Consider the following 23,271-nt stretch of genomic DNA (forward strand, 5'->3'; position numbering starts at 1 on the left):
GAAATGATTGAAATAAAACAAGCTAGCACAAAAAAGGAATTAGAACAATTTGTAAAATTTCCTTTCTCCCTTTACAAAGATTCTAAAAATTGGGTACCGCCGATTATTAAAGAAGAACTTAACAATTTTGACAGTCAAAAAAATCCCGCTTTTAAAAATGCAGAAGCTTGGTTTTTCATGGCTATTAAAAATGATAAAATTGTCGGGCGGGTTTGTGCTATCATCAATTGGAACGAAGTAAAAGAACTTGGAAACAGTAAATTACGTTTCGGATGGTTTGATGCCATTGATGATGAAGAAGTAACAAAAGCGCTATTCGACAAAGTGTTTTCAATTGGGAAAGAGCACAACTTGGAGTACGTTGAAGGCCCAGCAGGTTTTTCTAATATGGACAAAGCAGGAATGCTTATTGAAGGCTTCGATCGTATAGGAAGCATGCCCACCAACTACAATTATGCCTACTACCCTTCTTTAATGGAATCGGTTGGGTTTAAGAAGGAAGTAGATTGGAAAGAATTTGAAATTATTGTCCCCAATAAAGTTCCCGAGAAGCTGGCAAAGTTTTCTGATTTATTGATGAAGAAATACAATTTGAAGCTTTTACATACCCCAAACACAAAAGCTCTATTGCCGTACGCGGAAAAGATTTTCGATCTTATGAACCGTTCCCATGAGCATTTGGAATCTTTTACTCCCATCAAACCGTACCAAATTGAACACTACAAGAATAAATATCTTAAATTTTTAGATCCCGATTTTGTAAATCTTATTGCCGATGAAAATGATAATTTAATAGCGTTTTCCATCATTATGCCTTCTTTTTCTAAAGCATTGCAAAAAGCAAACGGAAAATTATTTCCTTTTGGATTTTACCATTTATTGAAAGCTCAGAAGAAAAATAACAAAGCTACTATGCTGCTAATTGGCGTAGCTCCAGAATACATGCGAAAAGGACTTACGGCAATTATATTTCATAAAACGTATGAAGTCTTTGTAAGACGCGGTATCGAGATTGTGGAAACCAACCCGGAGCTGGAAACCAACAATCAAGTGCAAGCGCTTTGGAAAGATTACAATCCGCAGCTCATAAAAAAATGGCGGACATACAGAAAGTATTTATAACTAAATCACAAAGTGAGATTTATAATCTGACTGACCTCAGACAAGTTGCTGCTACGCTTGCCTTTCTTAACAGCTAAGGCAGGCTTGCGCCGAGCTTGTTTACTTTTCTGCATTCCAAGAAGTATCCATCAAATTTCTCGACCGCGTAAGATAAGTGCCCTTTTCCAAAGAACTGATGTACTTAACAAGCTGTTCGCGCAATTCACAGTGTAAATCCCAACTTGACATTGCGTCTTTAGCGCTGCACAACGCTCGTATTTGCACAGAGCGTTCTGTTACTTCTGTAACTTGAACGCTCGGCGCTTGCTCTTTGTCCCACTTATCATTGGATTCCAATAACTCTTTAAATTTAGCTCTAATCTTATCAACATCAACATGATAATCTGCATATAAAACGATAGGACGGATTTGATTTGCGCTGGTCATTGACCAATTTTCAAATGTTTTGGAAATAATTTCTTTCAACGGAACTACCAATCTCCTTAAATCCCACGTTCGGACTACCATGTAGGTGAAGGTAATATCTTCCACGTACCCCCAGTTATCATCAATAATAACGGTGTCTCCAATCTTTGCTGGACGTGTAATGGCAATTTGTATCCCTGCGATAATATTTCCAAGTGTACTTTGCGCTGCCACTCCAAGAACAACAGTTACCACCCCTGCAGACGCCAATAGAGAAATTCCTAGTTTTTCAAAGGACCGAAACTGAGATAACACAATGGAAATTCCAATAATGGTTACCAAGAATGTAATAATTCTTCTTGCTACTGAAATATAGGTAAGTGATTTTCTTGCTTCGGAATTCTCTTCCACAGAGACATCCCCGATTTGATTTTCAGCTACATAAATCATAAAAGCATCAATAAATTTCATGATAAACCAAGTAACTGAACCCACAACAATAATTAGCAAAACAGCATAAATGTTGCTAGCAAACGGACCTGCAAAGGAAATCAATTCATTGAGCGTAACATAGAAAAACAATACTCCAATAGCGATGGCTCCTGGCTTTGCCAGCTTGGCCGAAAAAGTAGTAAGCCACTCCTTTTTAAAACGTCTAAAAACAAATTTTAAAACACGAAAGAAAATCCAGCCCACTAAGAATGAAACCCCCATTAAAATAAGTGTCCCAAGAAGTTTCCAAATAGGTGCATTAAAGAATTTTATTCTCGCCCAGTGGGGCATCATTCTATCTAATTTTCTCGGGCCGTATTCAACATACAAAGGCTCTATATTTTCTACTGTATTTCCAGATATAAGCCAAAAGGCACCATAATCTTTATATTTAACCCTTTGTAATCGTAACATTACATCACGTTCCCCTAAATCAATAGAACCAAACACAACACTTCTTCTTGGGCTTCCCGCTATCGCCTGGTTGGTCGTTGTTTGGATATCTGTTTGACCGTCTGGACGATCCGACAAGCCATCCCAATCTATTTTCACTCTCGAATCTAAAACTATAAAGAGTTTTTGAGCTAATTCACCAGCTTGGTCCAATGTTATATTGTCTGGTAATAGATTTAAGTTTAACGCATAAGCAGCCTCTCTATACTTTTGATTTCTACAACTGACCACAAAATGCTCTAAAGTTGCTTGTGGTGTTTGCAAGTTGTATTTATTATCAGGTAAACCTATACTTGGATTAACTCTAGAAAGCTCGTAATAGGCATCATTATATCCTTTTATAGGGTTGGAGCGGTACACACCGTCTTTCGGAAGAACACTTTCTTTTTTGGGTAATTCGTTAATGGAATCTTTATTTTTCTTTGATTCGTTTTCTTGAGCAACCAACAAATTGAAAGTGGAGATATAAATCAAAAAAAATATTATTCTCAAAGGGTTACTTTGAAATTGCCATTCTTGCATTTTGAAATGAAATTGGTTAGATGGAACTTAAAATACTACAATTTTTAGTTTATTGAATGATAATAATAAAAAAATCCGCCTATACAGCGGATTTTTAAATATAAATATATGTTTACTTTCTTACTTATCGCTCATTGCGGCTTCTACAGCTGCTGAAAGTCTTTTGTAAGTTCCGTTTTCAAGTCGGTCTCTGATTGCAGAAAAAGCTTCTAAAGTAGCTTCAATGTCTTCCATGGTATGCGTTGCAGTAGGAATCATTCTTAATAAAATCAACCCTTTTGGAATTACAGGATAAACCACTATTGAGCAGAAAATACCATAATTTTCACGTAAATCCTTTACCAAAGCCATCGCCTCAGGGATACTTCCGTTAAGGTAAACAGGCGTTACGCAACTCTGTGTACTCCCTATATCAAAGCCACGTTCTTTTAGACCGTTCTGTAACGCGTTCACATTCTCCCAAAGCTTCGCTTTAAGTTCTGGCATCGTTCTTAGCATATCCAAACGCTTTAAAGCACCTTTTACAAAAATCATTGGTAATGATTTTGCAAACATTTGAGAACGTAAATTGTATTTTAAATAGTCGATTACTTCTTTATCTCCCGCCAAGAAAGCGCCAATACTAGCCATAGATTTTGCAAAGGTTGCAAAATACACATCAATTTGGTCTTGAACTCCTTGCTCCTCTCCTGCTCCTGCACCTGTTTTTCCAAGTGTTCCGAAACCATGGGCATCATCAACCAATAACCTAAAGTTGTATTTCTGCTTAAGCGCTACAATTTCCTTTAAACGACCTTGTTCACCACGCATACCAAAAACACCTTCAGAAATAACCAAGATACCACCACCTGTTTGCTCTGCCATTTTGGTAGCACGCTCCAGGTTTTTTTCAAGGCTATCCATGTCATTGTGCTGATAGGTAAAACGTTTCCCCATGTGCAAACGTACCCCATCAATAATACAAGCATGCGAATCTACATCATAAACAATAATATCATCTTTAGTAACCAATGCGTCGATGGCAGAAACCATTCCTTGGTACCCAAAATTAAGAAGATACGTTGCTTCTTTATTTACAAACTGTGCTAGTTCGTTTTGCAATTGCTCATGAAGGTCTGTGTGTCCACTCATCATTCTAGCTCCCATTGGGTAAGCTGCCCCGTGCTCTGCTGCAGCTTCTGCATCTGCTTTAAGCACTTCAGGATGATTCGCAAGACCAAGATAATCATTGATACTCCAGGTAATTACTTCTTTTCCATTAAACTTCATTCTGTTTGAAATTTGCCCTTCCAATTTTGGAAAAACAAAATATCCTTCTGCCTGAGAAGCCCATTTTCCCAATGGCCCTTTGTTCTCAATAATTCTATCAAATAAATCCCTCATGTAAATGGAGTTTCTTTTAAATTCAAATAAACGTTAAATTTACCGCTCGCAAAAGTAACTAAATTTAAACTCTTATCATAAATTATTTACTTTTCTTCCACCAGTTTCTTAAACTGTTTCTGAAACATCTTATCTAAGAATTTATCAGGAAAGACGTGTATTGCCAGCCAAAAGAGCCATTTTTTCGGCGCTACTAAGTATCTTGTTTTCTTTTTCTCCCCCATCACAATACCATAAATTAACGTAGACACTTTACTGGCATCCAGTGCTATGCCTTCCATTCCCTGTACGGCTTTGTCCATGTTATCGTATATTTTCTCGTAAGGTGTATTTTTATACTTATTTACCTGTGTATCGGTATCTGCTTTAGCTTTACTCCAAATCTCTGATTTTATAGGGCCAGGTTCAATTACGGTCACTTCAATACCAAAATCGAGCAATTCCCTTCTAAATCCGTCTGAAAGTGCTTCTACCGCATATTTAGATGCAGAATAAGGCGCCATAAACGGGCGTGTAACCCGACCGGAGCCACTACTGATATTAACGATTCTCCCTTTTGGAAGATCATTATTAAAACCTAAAAGGGGTAAAAATGCCTGCGTAACTCTTAGAACGCCAAGAACATTTATATCCAACTGATTGGAGAATTCTTCAACAGAAATATACGCTAAGGGTCCATTAACGGAAACCCCAGCGTTGTTCACCAAACAAGTTAAACCATTGTTTCCCAATGTATTTTTAACGGTTTCAACAGCTTTTTTAATTGCTTGTTCATCCACTACATCAAAAAGCACTGCTTTAAAGTTTTTGCCAAATTCATCTTCCAACTTACTTGCATCTTGTTGTTTTCTTACACTTCCGAAGACAAAAAAACCTTTCTCTAAGAAGAGCTTAGCAGTTTCAAACCCAATGCCGGAAGACACTCCGGTTATTAAAATATATTTCATGAAATTCTTTTATTTAATTCTATAAAGATTTTTATGCCGCGTATATTTTCCGCAACACTTTATTTGCATTTTCTTTAGCCTTCTCTTCTTTATAATTTTTCCATTTTTCACCAGCCAAAAAATTCATTCCAGTATCTACTGTAAATAATCTAACGAGATTGTAAAGGCCTTTTGCTTTAGTCTTTAGGGAATCGTTCGCTCTTAGCGCCAAGGAAAAACCACCCTCGCTATAATATACATAATGCCACCAGAGCTTTGGTATAAACAATGTTTCCCCATGCTCAATTACTGCCTTCAATCCTTTTGCATATTTAAATGCTGGATATTTATGATAATCTGGATTTAAGACATTTACATGGGAGTGATTAGTGAAGGGTAATTTGTACAAGAGCCGTGATTGATTAGGGTTAAATAAGTAAACGATTTTTTCGGTTTGAAAATGGGTTAAAAACACGTGAGAACAGTCAATATCGTAATGCAGGTTTAGTGCCGAACCTTTCCCTCCAAAGAACATTAGGGCAAATTTCAAGAATCCATCCATAATGGTTGGCGTATTATAATAATCTGCGAGCTCTGGCGCTCTTTTCATGATTTGAAAATTATGAAACCTTAAGTTTGTTGGATTCTTTTCAATTATATCCAAATAGTCGTGAAACTTTTTTGTAGTTACCGGCTTCATATAATTATCACCAGGATTGTGATAGGAATCATCGTACATTGGAATTTCCCAATTGCCGTAATTTTTTCTAAAAAAGTCAAAAGTCCACTCGCTGGTTGCCTTCCAATTTTTGGCTAAGTCTTTAAATATTACCGGTGTATGGGTAGAAAGATATTTTTCTTTAAATTCCTCTTTGGTGATGTTCGCTACTTTCTCGACCAAATTGAAATTTGACATCTTTATTTTTGCTTTATTTTATGTACTCTATTTTTTGAGTTTCTTCCGTATTGACGGCATCGAAAAAGCCTTGTGTTCGCATCCACTCATCACTGTAGATTTTGCTCATATAGCGTGATCCATGATCTGGGAAAACCATTACTACTACGCTGTTTTCGCCAAATTCATTCTCTTCGTCCAGTTGTTTCACAGCTTGCATTACTGCACCGCTAGTATATCCTACAAAACAACCTTCAGTTTTGGAGATTTCACGTGCCGTGTGTGCACTTTCTTCATCTGTAACTTTTACAAACTTGTCGATAACATCAAAGTCAGTTGCGGTTGGAATTAAATTTTTCCCTAAACCTTCTATTCTGTAAGGATAAATTTCATCGCTATCAAACTCCCTAGTTTCGTGATATTTTTTAAGCACCGAACCGTAGGCATCCACCCCAATAATTTTAATATTCGGATTTTTCTCCTTTAAAAAACGGGCAGTTCCGGAAATTGTTCCACCGGTTCCGCTACAAGCAATAAGGTGCGTAATTTGTCCACTAGTTTGATCCCAAATTTCAGGACCTGTAGATTTGTAATGAGCCTCCATATTCAGCTCATTGAAATATTGATTTATGTACACAGAGCCTTTCATCTCATCGTGCATTCGTCTGGCCACTTGATAATACGATCGTGGATCGTCTGCGCTTACGTGAGCGGGACAAACGTAAACTTTTGCACCCATGGCACGAAGCATATCTATTTTATCAGGAGATGATTTAGAACTTACTGCTAGAATGCATTCATAGCCTTTAATTACACTTACCATTGCTATACTAAACCCAGTATTCCCAGATGTAGTCTCAATTATAGTATTACCAGGCTTTAAAATTCCTTTTCTTTCGGCTTCTTCAATTATATGGAGTGCAATTCTATCTTTACTCGAGTGACCCGGATTAAAAGCTTCTACCTTTGCATAAAAATTACCGGTAAGATTTTGGGTTATTTTTCTAAGTTTTAGAAGTGGGGTATTGCCAATTAAATCTAAAACGTTGTCGTAAGCTTTTATCTTTTGTTTCATCTGTCAATATTTAATTGCCCAAAACGGCTCAAAACACAGCCAAATTTAAGCGAAATGCCATTATTTTAAACTCGGTTTTAAACATTAAAACTGAAAAAACAACAGCATTCATTTTTAGTTTGGTCAACGTTACAAACTTTACCAAACCCTGCAAATTTAGTTATTTTTTTTAATTACCGTCGGATTCCTTCTAAATCCAATAGAAAAGCATATTCTTTGGCCACTTCTTTTAAAGCCTCAAACCTGCCAGAAGCTCCCCCATGCCCTGCATCCATGTTAGTTTCGAACAACAAGAGGTTGTCCCCTTTTTTAACATTTCTTAACTTAGCCACCCATTTTGCTGGTTCCCAATATTGGACTTGGGAATCATGCAAACCAGTTGTTACCAGTAAATTTGGATATTCCAATGGTTTCACATTATCGTAAGGAGAATACGATTTAATATAATTATAATAATCCTTGTTATTGGGGTTCCCCCACTCATCGTACTCGCCAGTAGTAAGCGGAATACTTTCATCTAACATAGTTGTTACCACATCTACAAAAGGTACGGCAGCAATAACGCCATTGTAAAGTTCAGGCGCCAAATTTATTACTGCTCCCATTAACAAACCACCGGCAGAGCCACCCATAGCATAGAGATGTTCCGAAGAAGTGTAGTTTTCCTTTATTAAAAATTCAGAACAATCTACAAAATCGGTGAAGGTGTTCTTTTTGGTCAGCAATTTACCGTCCTCATACCATTTTCTTCCCAAATATTCTCCGCCACGAATGTGTGCGATAGCATAAATAAATCCGCGATCTAAAAGCGACAATCGTACTGTAGAAAAATAAGGGTCGATCGTAGCTCCATAAGATCCATAGCCATAAAGCAATAAAGGGTTTTTACCATCTTTCTTTATCCCTTTTTTATAAACCATGGAAATAGGAATTTTAGTACCATCTTTAGCAGTAGCCCAAACCCGATCGGAAGTATAATTGTCCTTGTCAAATTTCCCTCCCAACACTTCTTGTTCTTTTTTAACTACTTTCTCCTTCGTTTCCATATTAAAATCTATGGTACTGGCTGGAGTGGTTAGCGAATTATAAACGTAACGCAGCGTATCGGTATCGAATTCTAAGTTGGTTGAAGTAAAAACCGTATAGGTCTCATTATCAAAAGGAATGTAATATTCTTTGTTGCCGTCCCATCGTTGCACTTTAATCTTATTCAATCCATTAGAACGCTCGCTAACAACCAAATAATCCTTAAAAATCTCTATATCTTCCAGCAAAACATCTTCCCGGTGCGGAATCACTTCTTTCCAATTCTCTTTTGAAGTGTTTTCTACTGAAGTCTTCATCAACTTAAAGTTGGTAGCTTTGTCGGCATTCGTAATTACATAGAAAGAATCTTGGTAGTGAGCAATACTGTATTCCAATCCTCTTTCCCTGGGCTGAAACACTTTTATTTTTCCATTAGGATTATCGGCATCCAAAAAACTAAATTCCGAAGTAAGCGTACTTCCTGATCCGAATATAATATACTTCTTGGACTTTGATTTGTAAACAAACGCATTAAAGGTATCGTCTTCTTCGTGATAAACCAGTTCGTCTTCTGGCTTTTGTTGCCCTAACACATGCTTATAAACTTTGTCGGACCTCAGGGTTTGTTCATCTTTTCTAGTATAGAAGAGCGTTTTATTATCATTTGCCCATGTACTTCCCCCTGTAGTATTTTCAATTTTAAGTGGGTAGATTTCACCTGTTTCAAGATTTTTCACTTGCAAAGTGTACTTTCTTCGGCTTAAGGTATCCACGCCAAAGGCCGCCAGTTTGTTATCCGGACTTATATTAATTCCTCTTAAATTGAAATAGGAATAGTCCTTAGCCATTTCATTACAGTCGAACATCACCTCTTCTACAGCACCATCTTCATCTTTCTTCCTTATATAAATAGGATAATCTTTTCCCTCTTCGTATTTGGTTATGTACCAATATCCGTTGTATCTATAAGGCACCGATTCATCATCTTCTTTGATGCGACCTTTCATTTCCTTAAAAAGTGAATCCTTTAAATCGTCGGTATGAGCCGTCATAGCCTCATAATATTCATTTTCCCTTTCAAGGTAATCAATAACTTCAGGGTTTTCTCTTTCATTTAACCAATAATAATCGTCAACCCGAATATCACCGTGTTTTTCTAATGTTTTCGGTTTCTTTTCTGCTATTGGAGGCTTCACTGTGTTCATCTGTTTTTTTTCTGTCTTTTTACAAGCGGTGACAAAAATAAAACATAGAAATAGAATGAAAGGTGCGTTCTTCATATAAATTTATTTAATATTCCCTTTCTAAATTTACTAATTTTGTGCTTACAAAAAATAAAAAATTATGTTTGGAGACCTTATGGGAATGATGGGTAAACTAAAAGAAACCCAACAAAAGATTGAAGAAACCAAGAAAAGATTGGATACTGTTACGGTGGCAGAAGAAAGTAATGACGGACTTCTAAAAATTACAATGACAGCCAATAGGGAAATAAAATCTATTGAAGTAGCTGATGAATTGCTGAAAGACAAAGAGCAACTTGAGGATTATCTAGTACTTCATACTAATAAAGCAATAGAAAAAGCCACCAAAATAAACGAAGCGGAATTGGGTGCCGTTGCCAAAGAAGGCATGCCTAATATCCCAGGAATGGATATGTTTAAATAAAAAAAAGAGTCATAGGGGAACCTAAAACTCTTTTTTTGCATCATGAAACAAGTTGTTAAGCTATTAATCAACTTTACTAATTATCAACGAACCGAACATAGCAGTTTGTAGATTATTCTCATAATTTATGTTGTGAACACCGTGTAAGTTGTGGTAAAACATTAAAAATTACTATTAAAAAAGAGCTTTAGAAATCTAAAGCTCTTTTCATTTACCATTATAGGTTGGTAGTTGTAGTAGGTATGTATAGGTTTGGGGTTGAATATTAGTTAGGTTTGATAATTGGGGCTGTATCAATCTAAACTAACAACACACCAAATATATGGTGTGCCTCTTTAATTATAAAAATTATGTTGTATATAGGTTTTTATATGTTGTTAAACCCCAAATAGTTGTAGTTAGTTTGACTTTAAGAATTCATATTTGAAAGGATAAACTCCCTAAACTCTTTAGAAATAGGTATACTTTTCCCATTTATCATAATATCCTTTGTATTGATTGCTTCAATTTGATCAATATTGACGATATACGATTTATGTGCTCGATAAAATTGGGAAGACGGTAGTTTTTCCAAATAATCTTTTAAAGCCGAACGTACCAAAAATTGTTTATCAGCTGTATAAACTTCCAAATAAACATTATCGGCTTTTACGTACTGAATTTCATCAAAAGGAATTCTATAGTAGTGTTGGTTCTTTTTTACAAAAATGGAATTACGCAATACCGAATTCGATACCAATTTATTCTCATCATCTACTTCAGAAGGTCTTTCTTTTGGCGCGGGATCACTATTGAAATTAGAAAGTGCAATTTCTATGGAAGTAAATAAATCTTGTTGTTCAAAAGGTTTTACCAAATACCCATTAGGAGTTACGCTTTTTGCGTTCTCCACAGTTGCCTTGTCAGAATTGGAGGTTACAAAAATGAATGGGATGTTGTAGTTTTCACGAACGTATTTTCCAAAATCTATTCCTGTTTTCTTGGAGGCTAACACTATGTCTACCAGGGCTAAGTCAACGTGATTTTCTTTGAGGGCTTCTACGGCGCTTTCGTAATCTACTACATTTGCTACAATCTCATAGCCAATGTCTTCTAGCATGGATTGAATATCGTCCGCAATAATTACATTATCTTCTACGATAAGAATCTTGATAAGTTGGTCCAAAATAAGTTGCTGTTAAAATCAGTTTAAATCTACAAAAAAATATTAAAACTAGCCAAGAACAAAAGTGCAAATAGAAACGTACTCAAAGCAAGCTTTTTAAGTTCAGGATCTAAGGCCTCAGCATTCTTATTGGCTACAATTCTTTTTAAATGTAAAAGGATTGGTATATATGATACTATAAAAAATAGATTAAATGCATTATTAAAGGTTAAAAGAACATATAATAAACTAGCCACCATTCCAACCACTAGAATCGTGAAGTGATATTGCTTTGCCTTTCCAAGTCCCATTTTCACCACCAAAGTATTTTTCCCTGCTCTCTTATCACTTTCCATATCTCGCATATTGTTAAGGTTTAGAACACCTACACTGAACAAACCAATAGTTACGGCGGGCAAAATAACCGTAAAATTCAACTTCAATGTATAGAGAAAGTACGACCCCAACACACTTACCAATCCGAAAAAAATAAATACAAATACATCTCCCAGTCCTCGATACCCGTAGGCAGAATTTCCTACAGTGTATTTAATGGCAGCTACCACTGCTGCCACACCCAACAGAAAGAAAAAAAGCGATAATCCTAAATTGGTGTTTTTGAAGGAAATATAGATTAAAATGCTGGCAGAAACCATGGTTAGAATAGCAGTAAGAACCATTGCTATTAGCATTTCTTTGTCAGAAATAATCCCACTTTGCAAAGCCCTCATCGGTCCTACACGTTCTTCGTTGTCGGTGCCTTTTACACCATCGCCATAATCGTTTGCAAAGTTGGAAAGTACTTGCAGTCCTACAGTTGTAATTAAGGCAAATGCCAAAATATATCCGTTGAAAAAACCTTCAGAAAAGGCTATGGCAGAACCCACAATAATTCCAGAAAGGGAAAGTGGAAGCGTTCGTAATCTCGCTGCCGATAGCAGCATTTTGGCTTTTGTCATTTACTATTAAAAGGCTTCTTCTATTTTTAATCGCTTTCCATTTTTATAAGATGCCACAAAAGCATCTTCAAAACCAAGGGCGATTAATTCTTTTCTAAATGTTTTAGCGTCTTCTAAATTGAGAAAACTCCCCAAGGAATATTTATTGAAAGACTTATCTTTAAACTTATTAATACTTTTTAATCCTTCAGAATACAAAGAGAGGTCTTTATTTTTTAACGCAGCTACTTGCACTGCATAAATAACTTCTGGCTCTATGTTTTTTTCTTCTGAAGTAGTTACTTTTTCTCCGCCTTTTTCTATTTCCGAAGTTAGCTGAGAAATTTTCCCTTCATAATCGTCAATAGTATTTTTATCGATAAGCACCTTGTTGTTAGATTGAAGATAAGTATCATTGATAAAAAATGAAGGTTTTGCGTAATATAAAACTACGCCGAGAAGCATTAAAAGAATCAGACCAAAAGACAGCCATTGAAAGATATTCTTCTTCCGATAGATTTCCTGCTTTTCTGCCCTTTGCTTTCTCAATTCCTGCAAAAGCCGTTCTTCAGTTACTTCTTTAGATTCTATAGTTTTGTGCAAGTTAACTAAGTGGTTTTCGTCTATGTATGGCATATTCGAAACATATTTTAATTAAACATTTACTCACCAAGCAGTGAACTTACCTTGCTCAATACTTAGCTACATTACTTTAAAAATAGTACTAAGGAATCCATTTAATATCTCTAAAATTCGGTTTTCTTTTTTCTAAAAATGCATTCCTTCCCTCTTTTGCCTCTTCTGTCATATACGCTAAACGCGTAGCTTCACCGGCAAAAACTTGTTGCCCTACCATTCCGTCATCGGTTAAGTTCATAGCGAACTTCAACATTTTTATGGATGTGGGGGACTTTTCCAATATTTCCTGCGCCCACTCGTAAGCAGTCGCTTCTAATTCTTCATGCGGTATAACAGCATTTACCATACCCATTTCGAAAGCTTCCTGTGCTGAGTAGTTCCTTCCTAAAAAGAAAATTTCACGTGCCTTCTTCTGCCCTACCATTTTAGCCAAATATGCAGAACCATAGCCACCATCGAAACTGGTAACGTCAGCATCGGTTTGCTTAAAAATGGCATGCTCTTTACTAGCCAAAGTCATATCACAAACCACATGCAAACTGTGTCCACCACCTACGGCCCAACCAGGCACAACAGCAATCACCACCTTTGGCATAAAGCGAATTAACCGTTGTACTTCCAGGATATTCAATCTATGCATACCATCATCGCCTACATATCCTTGGTGTCCACGTGCTTTTTGGTCGCCACCGCTACAAAATGAATATACTCCATCTTTGGTAGAGGGGCCTTCAGCGGAAAGTAAAACCACGCCTATGCTAGTATCTTCTTGAGCATCATAAAATGCTTCGTATAATTCGCTTGTCGTTTTAGGACGAAAAGCATTTCTAACATTAGGCCTGTTAAAAGCTATTCTGGCAACGCCATTTGACTTTTTATAAGTAATATCCTCAAACTCTTTAACAGTCTTCCACTGTGGCTCGTTCATCTATTCTTTAGTTTTTTTCAAAAATAAAAGATAATGGCTAGATTATTAAATAATATAGAGTTTTTTTATGGGCTCTAAGTGCCATTTCCTAAATCCATCACCATTGTTCGGTTCAGAAATCAACTCAATAAATATAAAAATCAACTCCAATATTCACTTAAACCCACTATTTCTTAAATCATATTCAATAATTGCTCAGAAGTTAATACGATAGCAAATTCCTCATTTAAACTGGCAAGTGTAGTTAAATGCATAACTTCTGCATCATACTTTTCCCCATTAACTCCTTTTCTATCGAAAGTAGCGGTAGCATCAGAAATTAAATAAGTTTCATACCCAAAATTCCCAGCCATTCTGGTTGTGGTAGAAACACAGTGATTTGTTGTTATCCCTACAATTACTAATGTATTAATACCAATTACATCTAATTGTTCCTTTAAATTGGTTCCTATGAAAGCACTATTCACATTTTTTGTTATTACTGGCTCTCCTTTTATAGGAGTAACATTTTCATTAAACTCAAACCCTTCATTATTTTTATTCAGTTTGGAATTAAGGCTTGTAGAGCTATGGCGAACATGGAAAACAGGTAAATTTAAAGCTCTCCATCTCTTCAAAATTTCGCCGCAAACAATTTCAGCGTTTTTATTATTTCTATTCCCTCCCCAATATTCTTCATCCTGAAAAGCTTTCTGAACATCTATTAATAACAATGCAGTTTTTTTATCACTTAATTTCATTATATTAAACAAGTTTTATACCATCTTCCTTTATTGCTATTTGTTTATCCTTGTACAATGACCCAATAGCCTTTTTAAAACTTTTTTTACTCATCCCAAGAATAGCCTTTACATCTTCCGGATTACTTTTATCATGCAGTCCTAAAAATCCGTTGTTTCTTTTTAAAGCGTCTAATACCTTTTGGGCAGAAGGTTCTATGTTTTTAAACCCAATTGGCTGTAAACTCACATCAATTTTATGGTCATCTCTTATTTTTTTAATGTACCCTGTAAGTTGTTGGCCAAGTTTTAGGTCGTGGAAAATTTCATCGTGATACACCAACCCTTTGTGCGTTTCATTTATGATAACCTCTACACCCAACTCGGTAAACCGGGAAACGATTAATGAAACCTCTTCATGAAGACTAACGGTAAGCTCTTCATTATCGATAAATTGGTTGGTTTTACTGGAAGCCATCATTCGGTCGGTCTCTTCGTCTAAAAAGGCATACACCAAATATCTTTTACCGGCTTCCATTTCGCGAGCCTGCTCCTTGTAAGGCACAAATAGGTGTTTCTCCAATCCCCAATCCATAAAAGCCCCTATTTTATTGACCTCTACGGCTTGCAGTAAAGCAAATTTGTTTCGGGTAACTTTAGGGATTAGCGTGGTAGCAATAGGCCTTTCTTCATGGTCTAAATAACAGAAAACAGCCAACGTGTCACCAATTTCATATTCTTGGGGCACGTATTTGTTGGGCAACAAAATATCGTTCCCTTCTTCATCACCTAAAAAAAGGCCTACAGAAGTTTCCCGTAATATTTCTAGTGTGTTGTATTCTCCTATTTGTATCATTTTAGAAAAGCTTTTTGCAAAGGACGTTATTTAATCTGAACTTTATAAATTTAGTTTGAAAATAAATTGCTTTACTATAATGCCGATGGACATTTTTCAGAATAAAAAATCCCGACGCAAATGATCGGGATTAGCCTACCTCGTTACACGGGCAGGCAAGTTCGTCCATCAACCTCCCATTCGCCTTCGGCTCTGGGAGTTTGGGTCCAAAAAAAAATTGAAAAGATCCCGACGCTAACGGTCGGGATTAGTTCGTCCATCAACCTCCCATTCGCCTTCGGCTCTGGGAGTTTGGGTCTCACGAATACACAGATTCTTTCTTGTAGTGTTTTACAAGTAAATAATACACTACAGCGCGGTATTTATTGCGGTTTGACTTACCGTATTTTTCTATAACAGAATCAATTGCAGCATCCAAACCATCTGATTCCGATAAGCCTAATTTCCCCATTAGGAAATTCTTCTTTATAGTTTCCAATTCACTTTTATCTGTTCCGGAAACGGTGGAAGCATCAGCATTGTAAACTGATGGGCCGAGACCTATTACCACTTTGGTTAACAAATCATGATCTGCGGTTACACCACATTTTTCTTTCATGTCTGCTGCATACTTCGCAATTAATTCATCTCTTTTACTCATAATTTTAAATTTTAAGTTGTGCTTTTTTAAAATTATTAATTTTTACTCAAAAAAGTAAAATAATTAAGTAAAACTTCATCATTAATTTTTCTTGGTGTAAAAACCTCTAAAAGAGAAGGTTTATTACTGACATTGTAAAATGTTTGAAGTGCTGTGACCAATTCATTTTCCGAAGAAACAGACATATAATCTATATTGAATGTTTCGCAAATACCTTTGGCATTTAATTGATGGGTTGTCTCAAAATAATCATCGAAATTCTTTGAGTCTTTTTCACCCGGAAGGATTCTAAAAATTCCCCCTCCCCCGTTATTAATTACAATAATCCTGAAATTACTCTTTAAATAATTATTCCATAAGGCATTGGAGTCGTAAAAGAAGCTTAAATCTCCTGTAATAAATAAAACAGGCTCTTTGGAAACTACCGAAGCCCCAATGGCGGTGCTGGTGCTACCATCAATACCACTGGTTCCCCGATTGCAAAAAACTTTTAGTGTATTATTCAACTGAAACAATTGTGCATACCGAATGGTGGAACTATTGCTTAATTGCAACTGATAATTCTCTGGAATAGTTTTTAAGATTCGTTCGTACGCTTTAAAATCAGAGAACGGAATTTGGGTTACATACTGTTTATGTGCTTTGCTCCGACTTGCTTTTACGGAAAGCCAATACGGCTGATACGCGTTATTATCTGAACTAATTCCTTCTAAAAAGTGTTTAAAAAACGTATTTGGTTCGGTTTTAAAATGCTTTGTCAAACAATAAAAAGTATTGTAAGCTTTCTTTGAATCTATATGCCAATGGTTTCTAGGCGGATACTTGCGTAAAAAAGCCTTTATTTTTTTGGAAACTACCATTCCGCCAAACGTTAGTAATACCTCCGGCTGAAGCTGTTTAAAATAAGTATCCGGGTTTTCTAACTTTTCAAGAGGCGCTATAATTTTATCGATGTTTGGGAAAAAATTGGAATGGTTAAGATTGGAAGTAGTCTCTGTTAATACGATAACCGATTCGTCTTTCGCTAATTGTTTCAAATAAGCTTCTTCGACTGCATTTGGTTTATTCACCCCTACCAAAACCATTTTCTTTTCAGCTTTTTTCCAAATCTTCCTGAAAGGTTCTAGCTCTTCCCCCGAGTATTCTTCCGTAGAAACTTCCAACGGAATATTGGTGGGTGTTACAAATTGTTCTTCCACCTTGGCATACAGAGGTTCTTCAAAAGGAATGTTTATATGTACCGGGCCACATTGTTCAACAGCTTTGTTAATGGCAATGTTTATAGCTATTTCATTACTTTTCTGAATTTCCTTCTGAAGCGCAATCGGATTGAGGGTTTTATCCAACGCAGATAAATTTTTCCCATCGCCTGTTATTCGAAGATCGTTTTGCCTAATATCTTGTTTTAAATTAACAGCATACAGAATATGCTTTTCATACACATTGTCCTGTCGAATTGTTTGTCCGTCTCCAATATCTATACGGTACGAAGGTCTATCGGCAGAAAGAATTATCAATGGGATGTCACTGTAAAAAGCTTCCGCGACCGCTGGGTAATAATTAAGAAGTGCACTACCGGAAGTACACACCAAAGCGGTTGGTTTTCCCAATTGCTGTGCCATTCCTAATGCAAAAAAAGCAGCACATCTTTCATCAACTATACTATAGGTTTTAAAAAAAGGATTTTCAGTAAAATTTATAGTTAACGGAGCATTTCTGCTACCGGGGGAAATTACAATATGTTCAATTCCTTTTTCTTTACACAAAGCCACTACTGTTTGCGCCAAAGGGATGTTGGAATACTTCATTAAAATAAATATAGCATGATTTCTAACTATACAAAAATACTCAAATTAGTCTGCGCAAGTATCTTTTTGGAATAGTTATTTGCTTCGCTGATGAATTGTTGAAGTGTTAAGTTGTTGAGTTGTTAAGATGCAAAGGGACAGAGTGGCAAAGTAGTAAAGTTTTTGTTATTGGTTAATCGTTGTTTGTTGTTCGATGAAAAACAAGCAGTGAGCTATACGCCATATGCGTTAAGCGGGGCTCGGAATTTCCAAGCGTAGAGCATAAAGCTTAGGGAAATTTTGTGAATCCGATACGAAAGCAGAAACTTCAAACTAGAAACTGTACTAATAGACACTGGTAACTGAATACTGACCACTGGCAACTTCTTTTCAGTATCCATCCTTCGGCCTCCTGTCTTCCGACTCCCATCTATTTGAGTTATTTAATGTAGTTTTTAGCCAAAATGACCATCTTTTTAGGTTAAATGATGAAGTTTTTAGGCGGTTTACCCAAACGTTTAGGTAGAAAAGCTAAAGTTTTAGGTTACTTTTTAAAACTTTTAGGTGTTTTACCTAAAGTTTTAGGCTTACAACCTAAAGTTTTAGCCTCGAGACCTAAAATTTTAGCCTCAGAACCTAAAAAATTAGGTTCGGGACCTAAAAATCGCCCCATTCAGCCTAAAAACTCCGTTTTTCAAGCTAAATGGAATATAATTACATCTAAACAGTTGATTTTACAACCTAAATGGGGGATCGTTGAGGCGAAAAGTTGTCCGATGAAAAAGCAGCAATAAGCTATACGCCATATGCGTTAAGCAGGGGACGAAAACTTTACAAGCGTAGAACTTAAAGCTTAGGGCAATATTCGTGAATCTGCTACGAAAGCAGGAACTTAAAACCAAAAACTCTTCAAACAGACACTGGTAACTGAATACTGACCACTGGCAACTTTTTTTACCTCTGGCTTCGGTCTACGGTCTTCCGTCTTAATCGTCAGTCTATTAAATACAACTGAAATTATTTAAGCAACACGTCTAGCATAGTTCGTGTTTTGTTCACAGTTTCCTCCCATTCCAATGCGGCAACAGAGTCTTTGGTAATCCCTCCACCAACATAAAGTTGCAGTTGGGAGGGCGCTAAATACTGCATACAACGTAGATTCACAAAGAGTTCTGTATCGGGTTTATTATTCTTACTGATGTTCAATTCGCCTAGAAATCCGGTATAAAAATCGCGGTCATAACCTTCGTTTTCTAGAATAAATTTTTCGGCATCCTGCTTCGGAAGTCCGCAAACAGCGGGTGTGGGATGCAAACTTTTAATCAGGCCATGTAAATTGTTATCCATCAGCTCCCCTTCTATATCCGTTTTTAAATGAAGGAGATTTCCAGCCTTAACGGATTTAACTTCAGAAACGCTTTTATTTTTCACAAAACTTTCGATGTTTTGCAAAATTGAATCAGTGACCATTTGTTGCTCTTCCTTTTCTTTTTCTCCCCAAAGCACTTCGGTAGAACCTAGAAAACGTTGCGTACCTGCCAATGCCATGGTCTTAAATCGATTGCCATAAATGGAAAGTAGGGTTTCTGGGGTGGCCCCCATCCATAATCCTACCTTGGGATGAAACCATAAGTAACAAAATGCTTTTGGGTAAGACGCTACCAATTTTTTAAAGACAGCCAACACATCCAGATCTTTCGTCTCAACTATTTCTTTTCGGGAAACCACAATTTTTCGCAAGGAGCTTTCTTTAATAGCTTCAATAGCTTTGCATACCAAATCAATATGGATTTCCTTTTCTGATTCTCTTTTTACTGTAACCGATGTACTTTGAAAACTGCTCTGGACATTTGCACTTGTACTGATGAATTCTGAATCTTCTTCAGGAATAAGAACTCCCTTTTTTAAAGCTTCAAAAGGAGTAAAAACAAATCCGCTTTCCGTATAATTTTCAGCATAAAAAACAGCATCGCTCGATTGCAATAAACCGTTGATTTCGATACCATCTGGTTTTCTGTACATTACAAATGGTAGCTGGTTTTCGTGATGGTTACTTACCTTACTGAAAAACACTTCGGATGCTAACATTATCTTTATTTCTTTTTAGGAAGTGCAATGGTTGTAAGCTTGCAAATGGAAATTAAGTTTTCCTCTTCGTCCGTTATTTTTATTTCCCAAAGCTGTGTAGTTCTTCCTTTATGAATAAATGTTGCTTTTGCAAAAACCCAACCTTCTTTAATACTTTTGAGGTGATTAGCAGAAATTTCAATCCCACGAATAAAGAATTCAGAAGTATTTAGAAACAAATAAGAGGCTGCGCTTCCTACACTTTCGGCCAAAGCAACCATTGCTCCGCCGTGCAATACGCCGTCTGGTTGATGGACTCTTGGTGTTACGGGCATTTTTGCTTCCAGGTAATCTTCTCCCATAGAAGTATATTCAATTTCCAAGGTTTCCATAAGGGTATTCTTACAACGTTCTCGGATAATCGACAATATTTTTTCTTTATCAGGATTCATATCTCTACTTTTGGAATGTAAAAATACAACAACCGCAATGAATATACCGACCTTAGAAAGTGAAATTGTAAAACTGGCACCGCTTACGTTGGACAATTATAAAAACCTGTATGCAATTTCTTCTGAAAAAGATTTGGTACAATATTCACCTTCAAATATTTCTACGTTGCAAGCGCTCACCGACTACGTTAAAACCGCACTTGCAGAAGCTGAAAAAGGAAAAGCGATTCCCTTTATTATTTACGATAAAAGAAGTCAGCGTTACGCAGGAACCACCCGGTACATGCATGTTGATTGGAACAATAAAGTGCTGCACATTGGGGCGACATGGATTGGCAGGGATTTTCAAGGTACCGGTCTTAACACGGCCATGAAGTTTCTTATGATGGATTACGCATTTTATAAAATGAATTTTGAAAAAGTTGAATTCCGCGTAGACGAAAGAAATTTTCAATCCAGACGAGCCATAGAAAAGCTGGGAGCCAAACTGGAAGGTGTGTTAAGAAAAAATGTTTACCTAATGGATGGGTTTAAAAGGAACACCTGTTGTTATGGTATTTTAAAAGAAGAATGGACCACTTTTAAAAACACTGAAATTAATCGTTAAATAGGTTTTAGGTCTTCTTTGTAAAGCGTTATTTTGCAAAATATGATTCAAGATACCGCTATTTACAACACACTTAAAGAATATTTTGGTTACGATTCTTTCCGTTCGCATCAAAAAGAAATCATTGAAAACGTACTTAAAGGCAACGACTGCCTTGTAGTTATGCCTACCGGTGGTGGAAAGTCTATTTGCTACCAATTACCGGCAATGCTCATGGACGGACTCACCATTGTGGTTTCACCCTTGATTGCATTGATGAAAGATCAAGTTGACGGATTGCAAGTAAATGGAATTTCTGCCAATTATTTTAACAGCAGCCAGACTGCAGCAGAGCACGAAGCTATTTTTAAAGCTGTTGAAAACAAAGAAACCAAATTGCTTTACGTAGCACCTGAAAGTCTTTCGTATCTTGAAAACATTTTTAGCTCGGTTAATGTAAGCCTTATCGCTATTGATGAAGCGCATTGTATCTCTTCTTGGGGGCACGATTTTAGACCCGCATATACCCAACTCGGCTATTTAAAAAACCGATTTCCAAACACGCCCCTCATTGCATTAACTGCAACCGCGGATAAAGCCACAAGGGAAGATATTGCCCAACAGTTAAATATTCCTCATGCCAAAAAATACATTGCCTCTTTTGATAGGAAGAATATAAGCTTGGAGGTTCGTCCCGGCACGGAAAGACTTCAACAAATTACCCGGTTTCTAAACAAAAGACCCAACGAAAGTGGTATTATTTACTGCCTGAGTAGAAAAGCTACCGAAAATTTAGCTGAAAAACTTCAAAAAGCTGGTTTCAATGCGCAAGCCTATCATGCCGGGTTAAATAACAATGAACGATCGCAAACACAAGAAGACTTTATTAATGATAAAATTGATATTGTTTGCGCCACCATTGCCTTCGGAATGGGAATCGATAAGTCTAACGTACGTTGGGTGATCCATTATAACATGCCAAAAAATTTGGAAGGATATTATCAAGAAATAGGCCGTGCTGGAAGAGACGGTTTGCCTTCTGCTACCCTACTCTTTCACAGTTATGCTGATGTCGTGCAGTTACAACAGTTTGCAGAAGGTGCTGGCAATGCGGAAGTACAAATAGCAAAACTGGAGCGTATGAAACAGTACGCCGATGCTCTTTCTTGCCGAAGAAAAATCCTATTGAGTTACTTCGGAGAATTTCTCGAAGAGGATTGTGGCAATTGCGATGTATGTAAGAATCCGCCTCAATTTTTCAATGGTACCATTTTGGCACAAAAAGCACTTTCCTGCGTTGCCCGTTTAAAAGAACAAGAAAATATAGGTATGGTGATTGACGTACTACGAGGAGCTCACAATCAGCAAGTTTTAGAGAAAAATTATCAGCAGATAAAAACCTACGGTATTGCCAATGATATTTCTTGGCGGGACTGGCAACATTACATCGTTCAAATGGTAAATTTGGGCTATTTAGAGATTGCTTTTCATCAAAAAAATGCTTTGAAGCTAACACCACAAGCCAAAGACGTCCTTTTTAACAATCAAGAAGTTGCTTTAACGAAACCACAGGAAAAAGTAACCGTAACACCTACCGAAGTAAAAGAAAAGAAAAAAACCAAAAACTCGCTTTTTGAGCGCTTGCGACAACTAAGACTGGACATAGCAAGGGAAGAGGACATACCAGCCTACCTTATTTTTAATGACGCTACTTTAAAAGAAATAGAAGCCGAAAGGCCAATAACCGATGACGATTTTATGCGTATTAACGGAGTCGGGAAAAGAAAAATGGAAACGTATGGTTACCAATTCATAAAAGAAATCATCGCTTTCAACAAAGAAAAGGAAACGAAAAAATCTCGTAAAAAAGGAGCTACCCATTTAGAAACGTTTCGTTTATATCAAGAAGGCCTTAGCGTAGAAGAAATTGCCAAAACCCGCAAGTTGAGCGCTACGACAATCTATTCGCACATAAGCAAACTTTACCAAGACGGAAAGGATATCGATTTAATGCAGTTTGTAGATGCCGATGACTTAAAAGCCGTTAAAGAAGCCAGAAAAATGTTGGATAATCCAGACCAATTAAAACCATATTACGAACATTTTGAAGAAGCCATTGATTATTGGACGATTCGTTTATGTCTTACATTGTTAGGAAATGATAAAAGTAGTTAAAAAAACACCCTAATTGTTAAATTTAGCACAATAACTAATCTTCCAAGCAACCTTTGTCCGTATGTATCATCACATAATAGCAATGATAAAATAAAATAGATATGGATACAGGAATGATATTAGTTGAGATTGGAAAATTTGCTGCTATAGTAGGACTCGCTATTTGGTTAGTGAAAGAAATTGGCGTTTTTATGATTAGAAGAAATCAATAAAAACAAAAAAGATAGTCCTTAATTCCTTAAATAACTTGTTCCCTCAAATCTATTTAATAAGCGCTATTATTTAATGATAATTTCGTTTAATTAAAAATGAGTTCTATGGAAAGTGTTTTAATACTTATTGGCCTATATGCGGCCATCGCTGCTTTGGTCTT

Annotated in this window: 21 protein-coding genes; 5 read left to right on the top strand and 16 right to left on the bottom strand. The window is 36.5% G+C overall.

Features of this window, described 5'->3' with window-relative positions:
• Positions 1-3: 3 nt before the first annotated feature.
• Positions 4-1,122: a GTP cyclohydrolase gene (locus tag NDQ75_RS11125; RefSeq protein ID WP_202027551.1), complete on the top strand. Its 1,119-nt coding sequence runs from the start codon at positions 4-6 to the stop codon at positions 1,120-1,122.
• 99 nt (positions 1,123-1,221) lie between these two features.
• Here the strand turns inward: NDQ75_RS11125 and NDQ75_RS11130 are convergent, their stop codons facing one another.
• The 6 genes from NDQ75_RS11130 to NDQ75_RS11155 form a co-directional block, all read right to left on the bottom strand.
• A complete protein-coding gene (locus NDQ75_RS11130; protein WP_242513623.1) occupies positions 1,222-2,964 on the bottom strand; it encodes a mechanosensitive ion channel family protein in 1,743 nt (580 codons plus the stop codon).
• Between the two features lie 150 nt (positions 2,965-3,114).
• The gene (locus tag NDQ75_RS11135) at positions 3,115-4,377 is read right to left on the bottom strand and encodes an aminotransferase class I/II-fold pyridoxal phosphate-dependent enzyme (protein ID WP_202027553.1); all 1,263 of its coding nucleotides are present in this window, start codon (positions 4,375-4,377) and stop codon (positions 3,115-3,117) included.
• Between the two features lie 86 nt (positions 4,378-4,463).
• Positions 4,464-5,324 (bottom strand): SDR family oxidoreductase, encoded by an 861-nt coding sequence (locus NDQ75_RS11140; protein ID WP_202027554.1) that lies wholly within the window; start codon positions 5,322-5,324, stop codon positions 4,464-4,466.
• Between the two features lie 31 nt (positions 5,325-5,355).
• The gene (locus NDQ75_RS11145) at positions 5,356-6,219 is read right to left on the bottom strand and encodes a cupin-like domain-containing protein (RefSeq protein WP_202027555.1); all 864 of its coding nucleotides are present in this window, start codon (positions 6,217-6,219) and stop codon (positions 5,356-5,358) included.
• Between the two features lie 13 nt (positions 6,220-6,232).
• Entirely contained in the window at positions 6,233-7,273 is a 1,041-nt protein-coding gene (locus NDQ75_RS11150; protein ID WP_202027556.1) for a PLP-dependent cysteine synthase family protein, read from the bottom strand.
• A gap of 173 nt (positions 7,274-7,446) precedes the next feature.
• Positions 7,447-9,579 carry a S9 family peptidase gene (locus NDQ75_RS11155; RefSeq protein ID WP_202027557.1) on the bottom strand — a complete coding sequence of 711 codons (2,133 nt, stop codon included), beginning with the start codon at positions 9,577-9,579 and terminating at the stop codon, positions 7,447-7,449.
• Positions 9,580-9,643: 64 nt separating this feature from the next.
• On the opposite strand from NDQ75_RS11155, the gene NDQ75_RS11160 reads away from it, so the two are divergent.
• A complete protein-coding gene (locus tag NDQ75_RS11160) occupies positions 9,644-9,967 on the top strand; it encodes a YbaB/EbfC family nucleoid-associated protein (protein WP_202027558.1) in 324 nt (107 codons plus the stop codon).
• A 409-nt stretch (positions 9,968-10,376) separates the two neighbouring features.
• Here NDQ75_RS11160 and NDQ75_RS11165 read toward each other — a convergent pair whose 3' ends face one another.
• The 8 genes from NDQ75_RS11165 to menD form a co-directional block, all read right to left on the bottom strand.
• Positions 10,377-11,132, bottom strand: a complete 756-nt coding sequence (locus tag NDQ75_RS11165; RefSeq protein WP_202027559.1) for a LytR/AlgR family response regulator transcription factor — start codon at positions 11,130-11,132, stop codon at positions 10,377-10,379.
• Positions 11,133-11,161: 29 nt separating this feature from the next.
• The gene (gene menA, locus NDQ75_RS11170) at positions 11,162-12,070 is read right to left on the bottom strand and encodes a 1,4-dihydroxy-2-naphthoate octaprenyltransferase (RefSeq protein ID WP_202027560.1); all 909 of its coding nucleotides are present in this window, start codon (positions 12,068-12,070) and stop codon (positions 11,162-11,164) included.
• A 6-nt stretch (positions 12,071-12,076) separates the two neighbouring features.
• Entirely contained in the window at positions 12,077-12,685 is a 609-nt protein-coding gene (locus NDQ75_RS11175) for an SPOR domain-containing protein (RefSeq protein WP_202027561.1), read from the bottom strand.
• Between the two features lie 88 nt (positions 12,686-12,773).
• Positions 12,774-13,616 (bottom strand): 1,4-dihydroxy-2-naphthoyl-CoA synthase, encoded by an 843-nt coding sequence (locus NDQ75_RS11180; protein WP_202027562.1) that lies wholly within the window; start codon positions 13,614-13,616, stop codon positions 12,774-12,776.
• A 173-nt stretch (positions 13,617-13,789) separates the two neighbouring features.
• A complete protein-coding gene (locus tag NDQ75_RS11185) occupies positions 13,790-14,356 on the bottom strand; it encodes a cysteine hydrolase family protein (RefSeq protein ID WP_202027563.1) in 567 nt (188 codons plus the stop codon).
• A 4-nt stretch (positions 14,357-14,360) separates the two neighbouring features.
• A complete protein-coding gene (locus tag NDQ75_RS11190; RefSeq protein WP_202027564.1) occupies positions 14,361-15,191 on the bottom strand; it encodes a CvfB family protein in 831 nt (276 codons plus the stop codon).
• A gap of 298 nt (positions 15,192-15,489) precedes the next feature.
• The gene (locus NDQ75_RS11195) at positions 15,490-15,831 is read right to left on the bottom strand and encodes a DUF2853 family protein (protein ID WP_202027565.1); all 342 of its coding nucleotides are present in this window, start codon (positions 15,829-15,831) and stop codon (positions 15,490-15,492) included.
• A 35-nt stretch (positions 15,832-15,866) separates the two neighbouring features.
• Positions 15,867-17,639, bottom strand: coding sequence for a 2-succinyl-5-enolpyruvyl-6-hydroxy-3-cyclohexene-1-carboxylic-acid synthase (gene menD, locus NDQ75_RS11200; RefSeq protein WP_202027566.1), 1,773 nt, complete (start codon positions 17,637-17,639; stop codon positions 15,867-15,869).
• A gap of 464 nt (positions 17,640-18,103) precedes the next feature.
• Here menD and NDQ75_RS11205 point away from each other — a divergent pair, with 464 nt between their 5' ends.
• The gene (locus tag NDQ75_RS11205) at positions 18,104-18,412 is read left to right on the top strand and encodes a hypothetical protein (protein ID WP_202027567.1); all 309 of its coding nucleotides are present in this window, start codon (positions 18,104-18,106) and stop codon (positions 18,410-18,412) included.
• A 223-nt stretch (positions 18,413-18,635) separates the two neighbouring features.
• Here the strand turns inward: NDQ75_RS11205 and NDQ75_RS11210 are convergent, their stop codons facing one another.
• Positions 18,636-19,706: a chorismate-binding protein gene (locus NDQ75_RS11210; RefSeq protein ID WP_202027568.1), complete on the bottom strand. Its 1,071-nt coding sequence runs from the start codon at positions 19,704-19,706 to the stop codon at positions 18,636-18,638.
• A 5-nt stretch (positions 19,707-19,711) separates the two neighbouring features.
• Complete coding sequence (locus NDQ75_RS11215; RefSeq protein ID WP_202027569.1) at positions 19,712-20,137, bottom strand: PaaI family thioesterase; 426 nt, start codon at positions 20,135-20,137, stop codon at positions 19,712-19,714.
• A 37-nt stretch (positions 20,138-20,174) separates the two neighbouring features.
• On the opposite strand from NDQ75_RS11215, the gene NDQ75_RS11220 reads away from it, so the two are divergent.
• Together NDQ75_RS11220 and recQ are read left to right on the top strand one after the other, a co-directional pair.
• Positions 20,175-20,744 carry a GNAT family N-acetyltransferase gene (locus tag NDQ75_RS11220; RefSeq protein ID WP_202027570.1) on the top strand — a complete coding sequence of 190 codons (570 nt, stop codon included), beginning with the start codon at positions 20,175-20,177 and terminating at the stop codon, positions 20,742-20,744.
• Between the two features lie 42 nt (positions 20,745-20,786).
• Positions 20,787-22,898 (top strand): DNA helicase RecQ, encoded by a 2,112-nt coding sequence (gene recQ, locus NDQ75_RS11225; protein ID WP_202027571.1) that lies wholly within the window; start codon positions 20,787-20,789, stop codon positions 22,896-22,898.
• The last annotated feature ends 373 nt before the right edge of the window (positions 22,899-23,271 follow it).

This window comes from Galbibacter mesophilus (assembly GCF_023721415.1).
Classification (GTDB): Bacteria; Bacteroidota; Bacteroidia; order Flavobacteriales; family Flavobacteriaceae; genus Galbibacter; species Galbibacter mesophilus.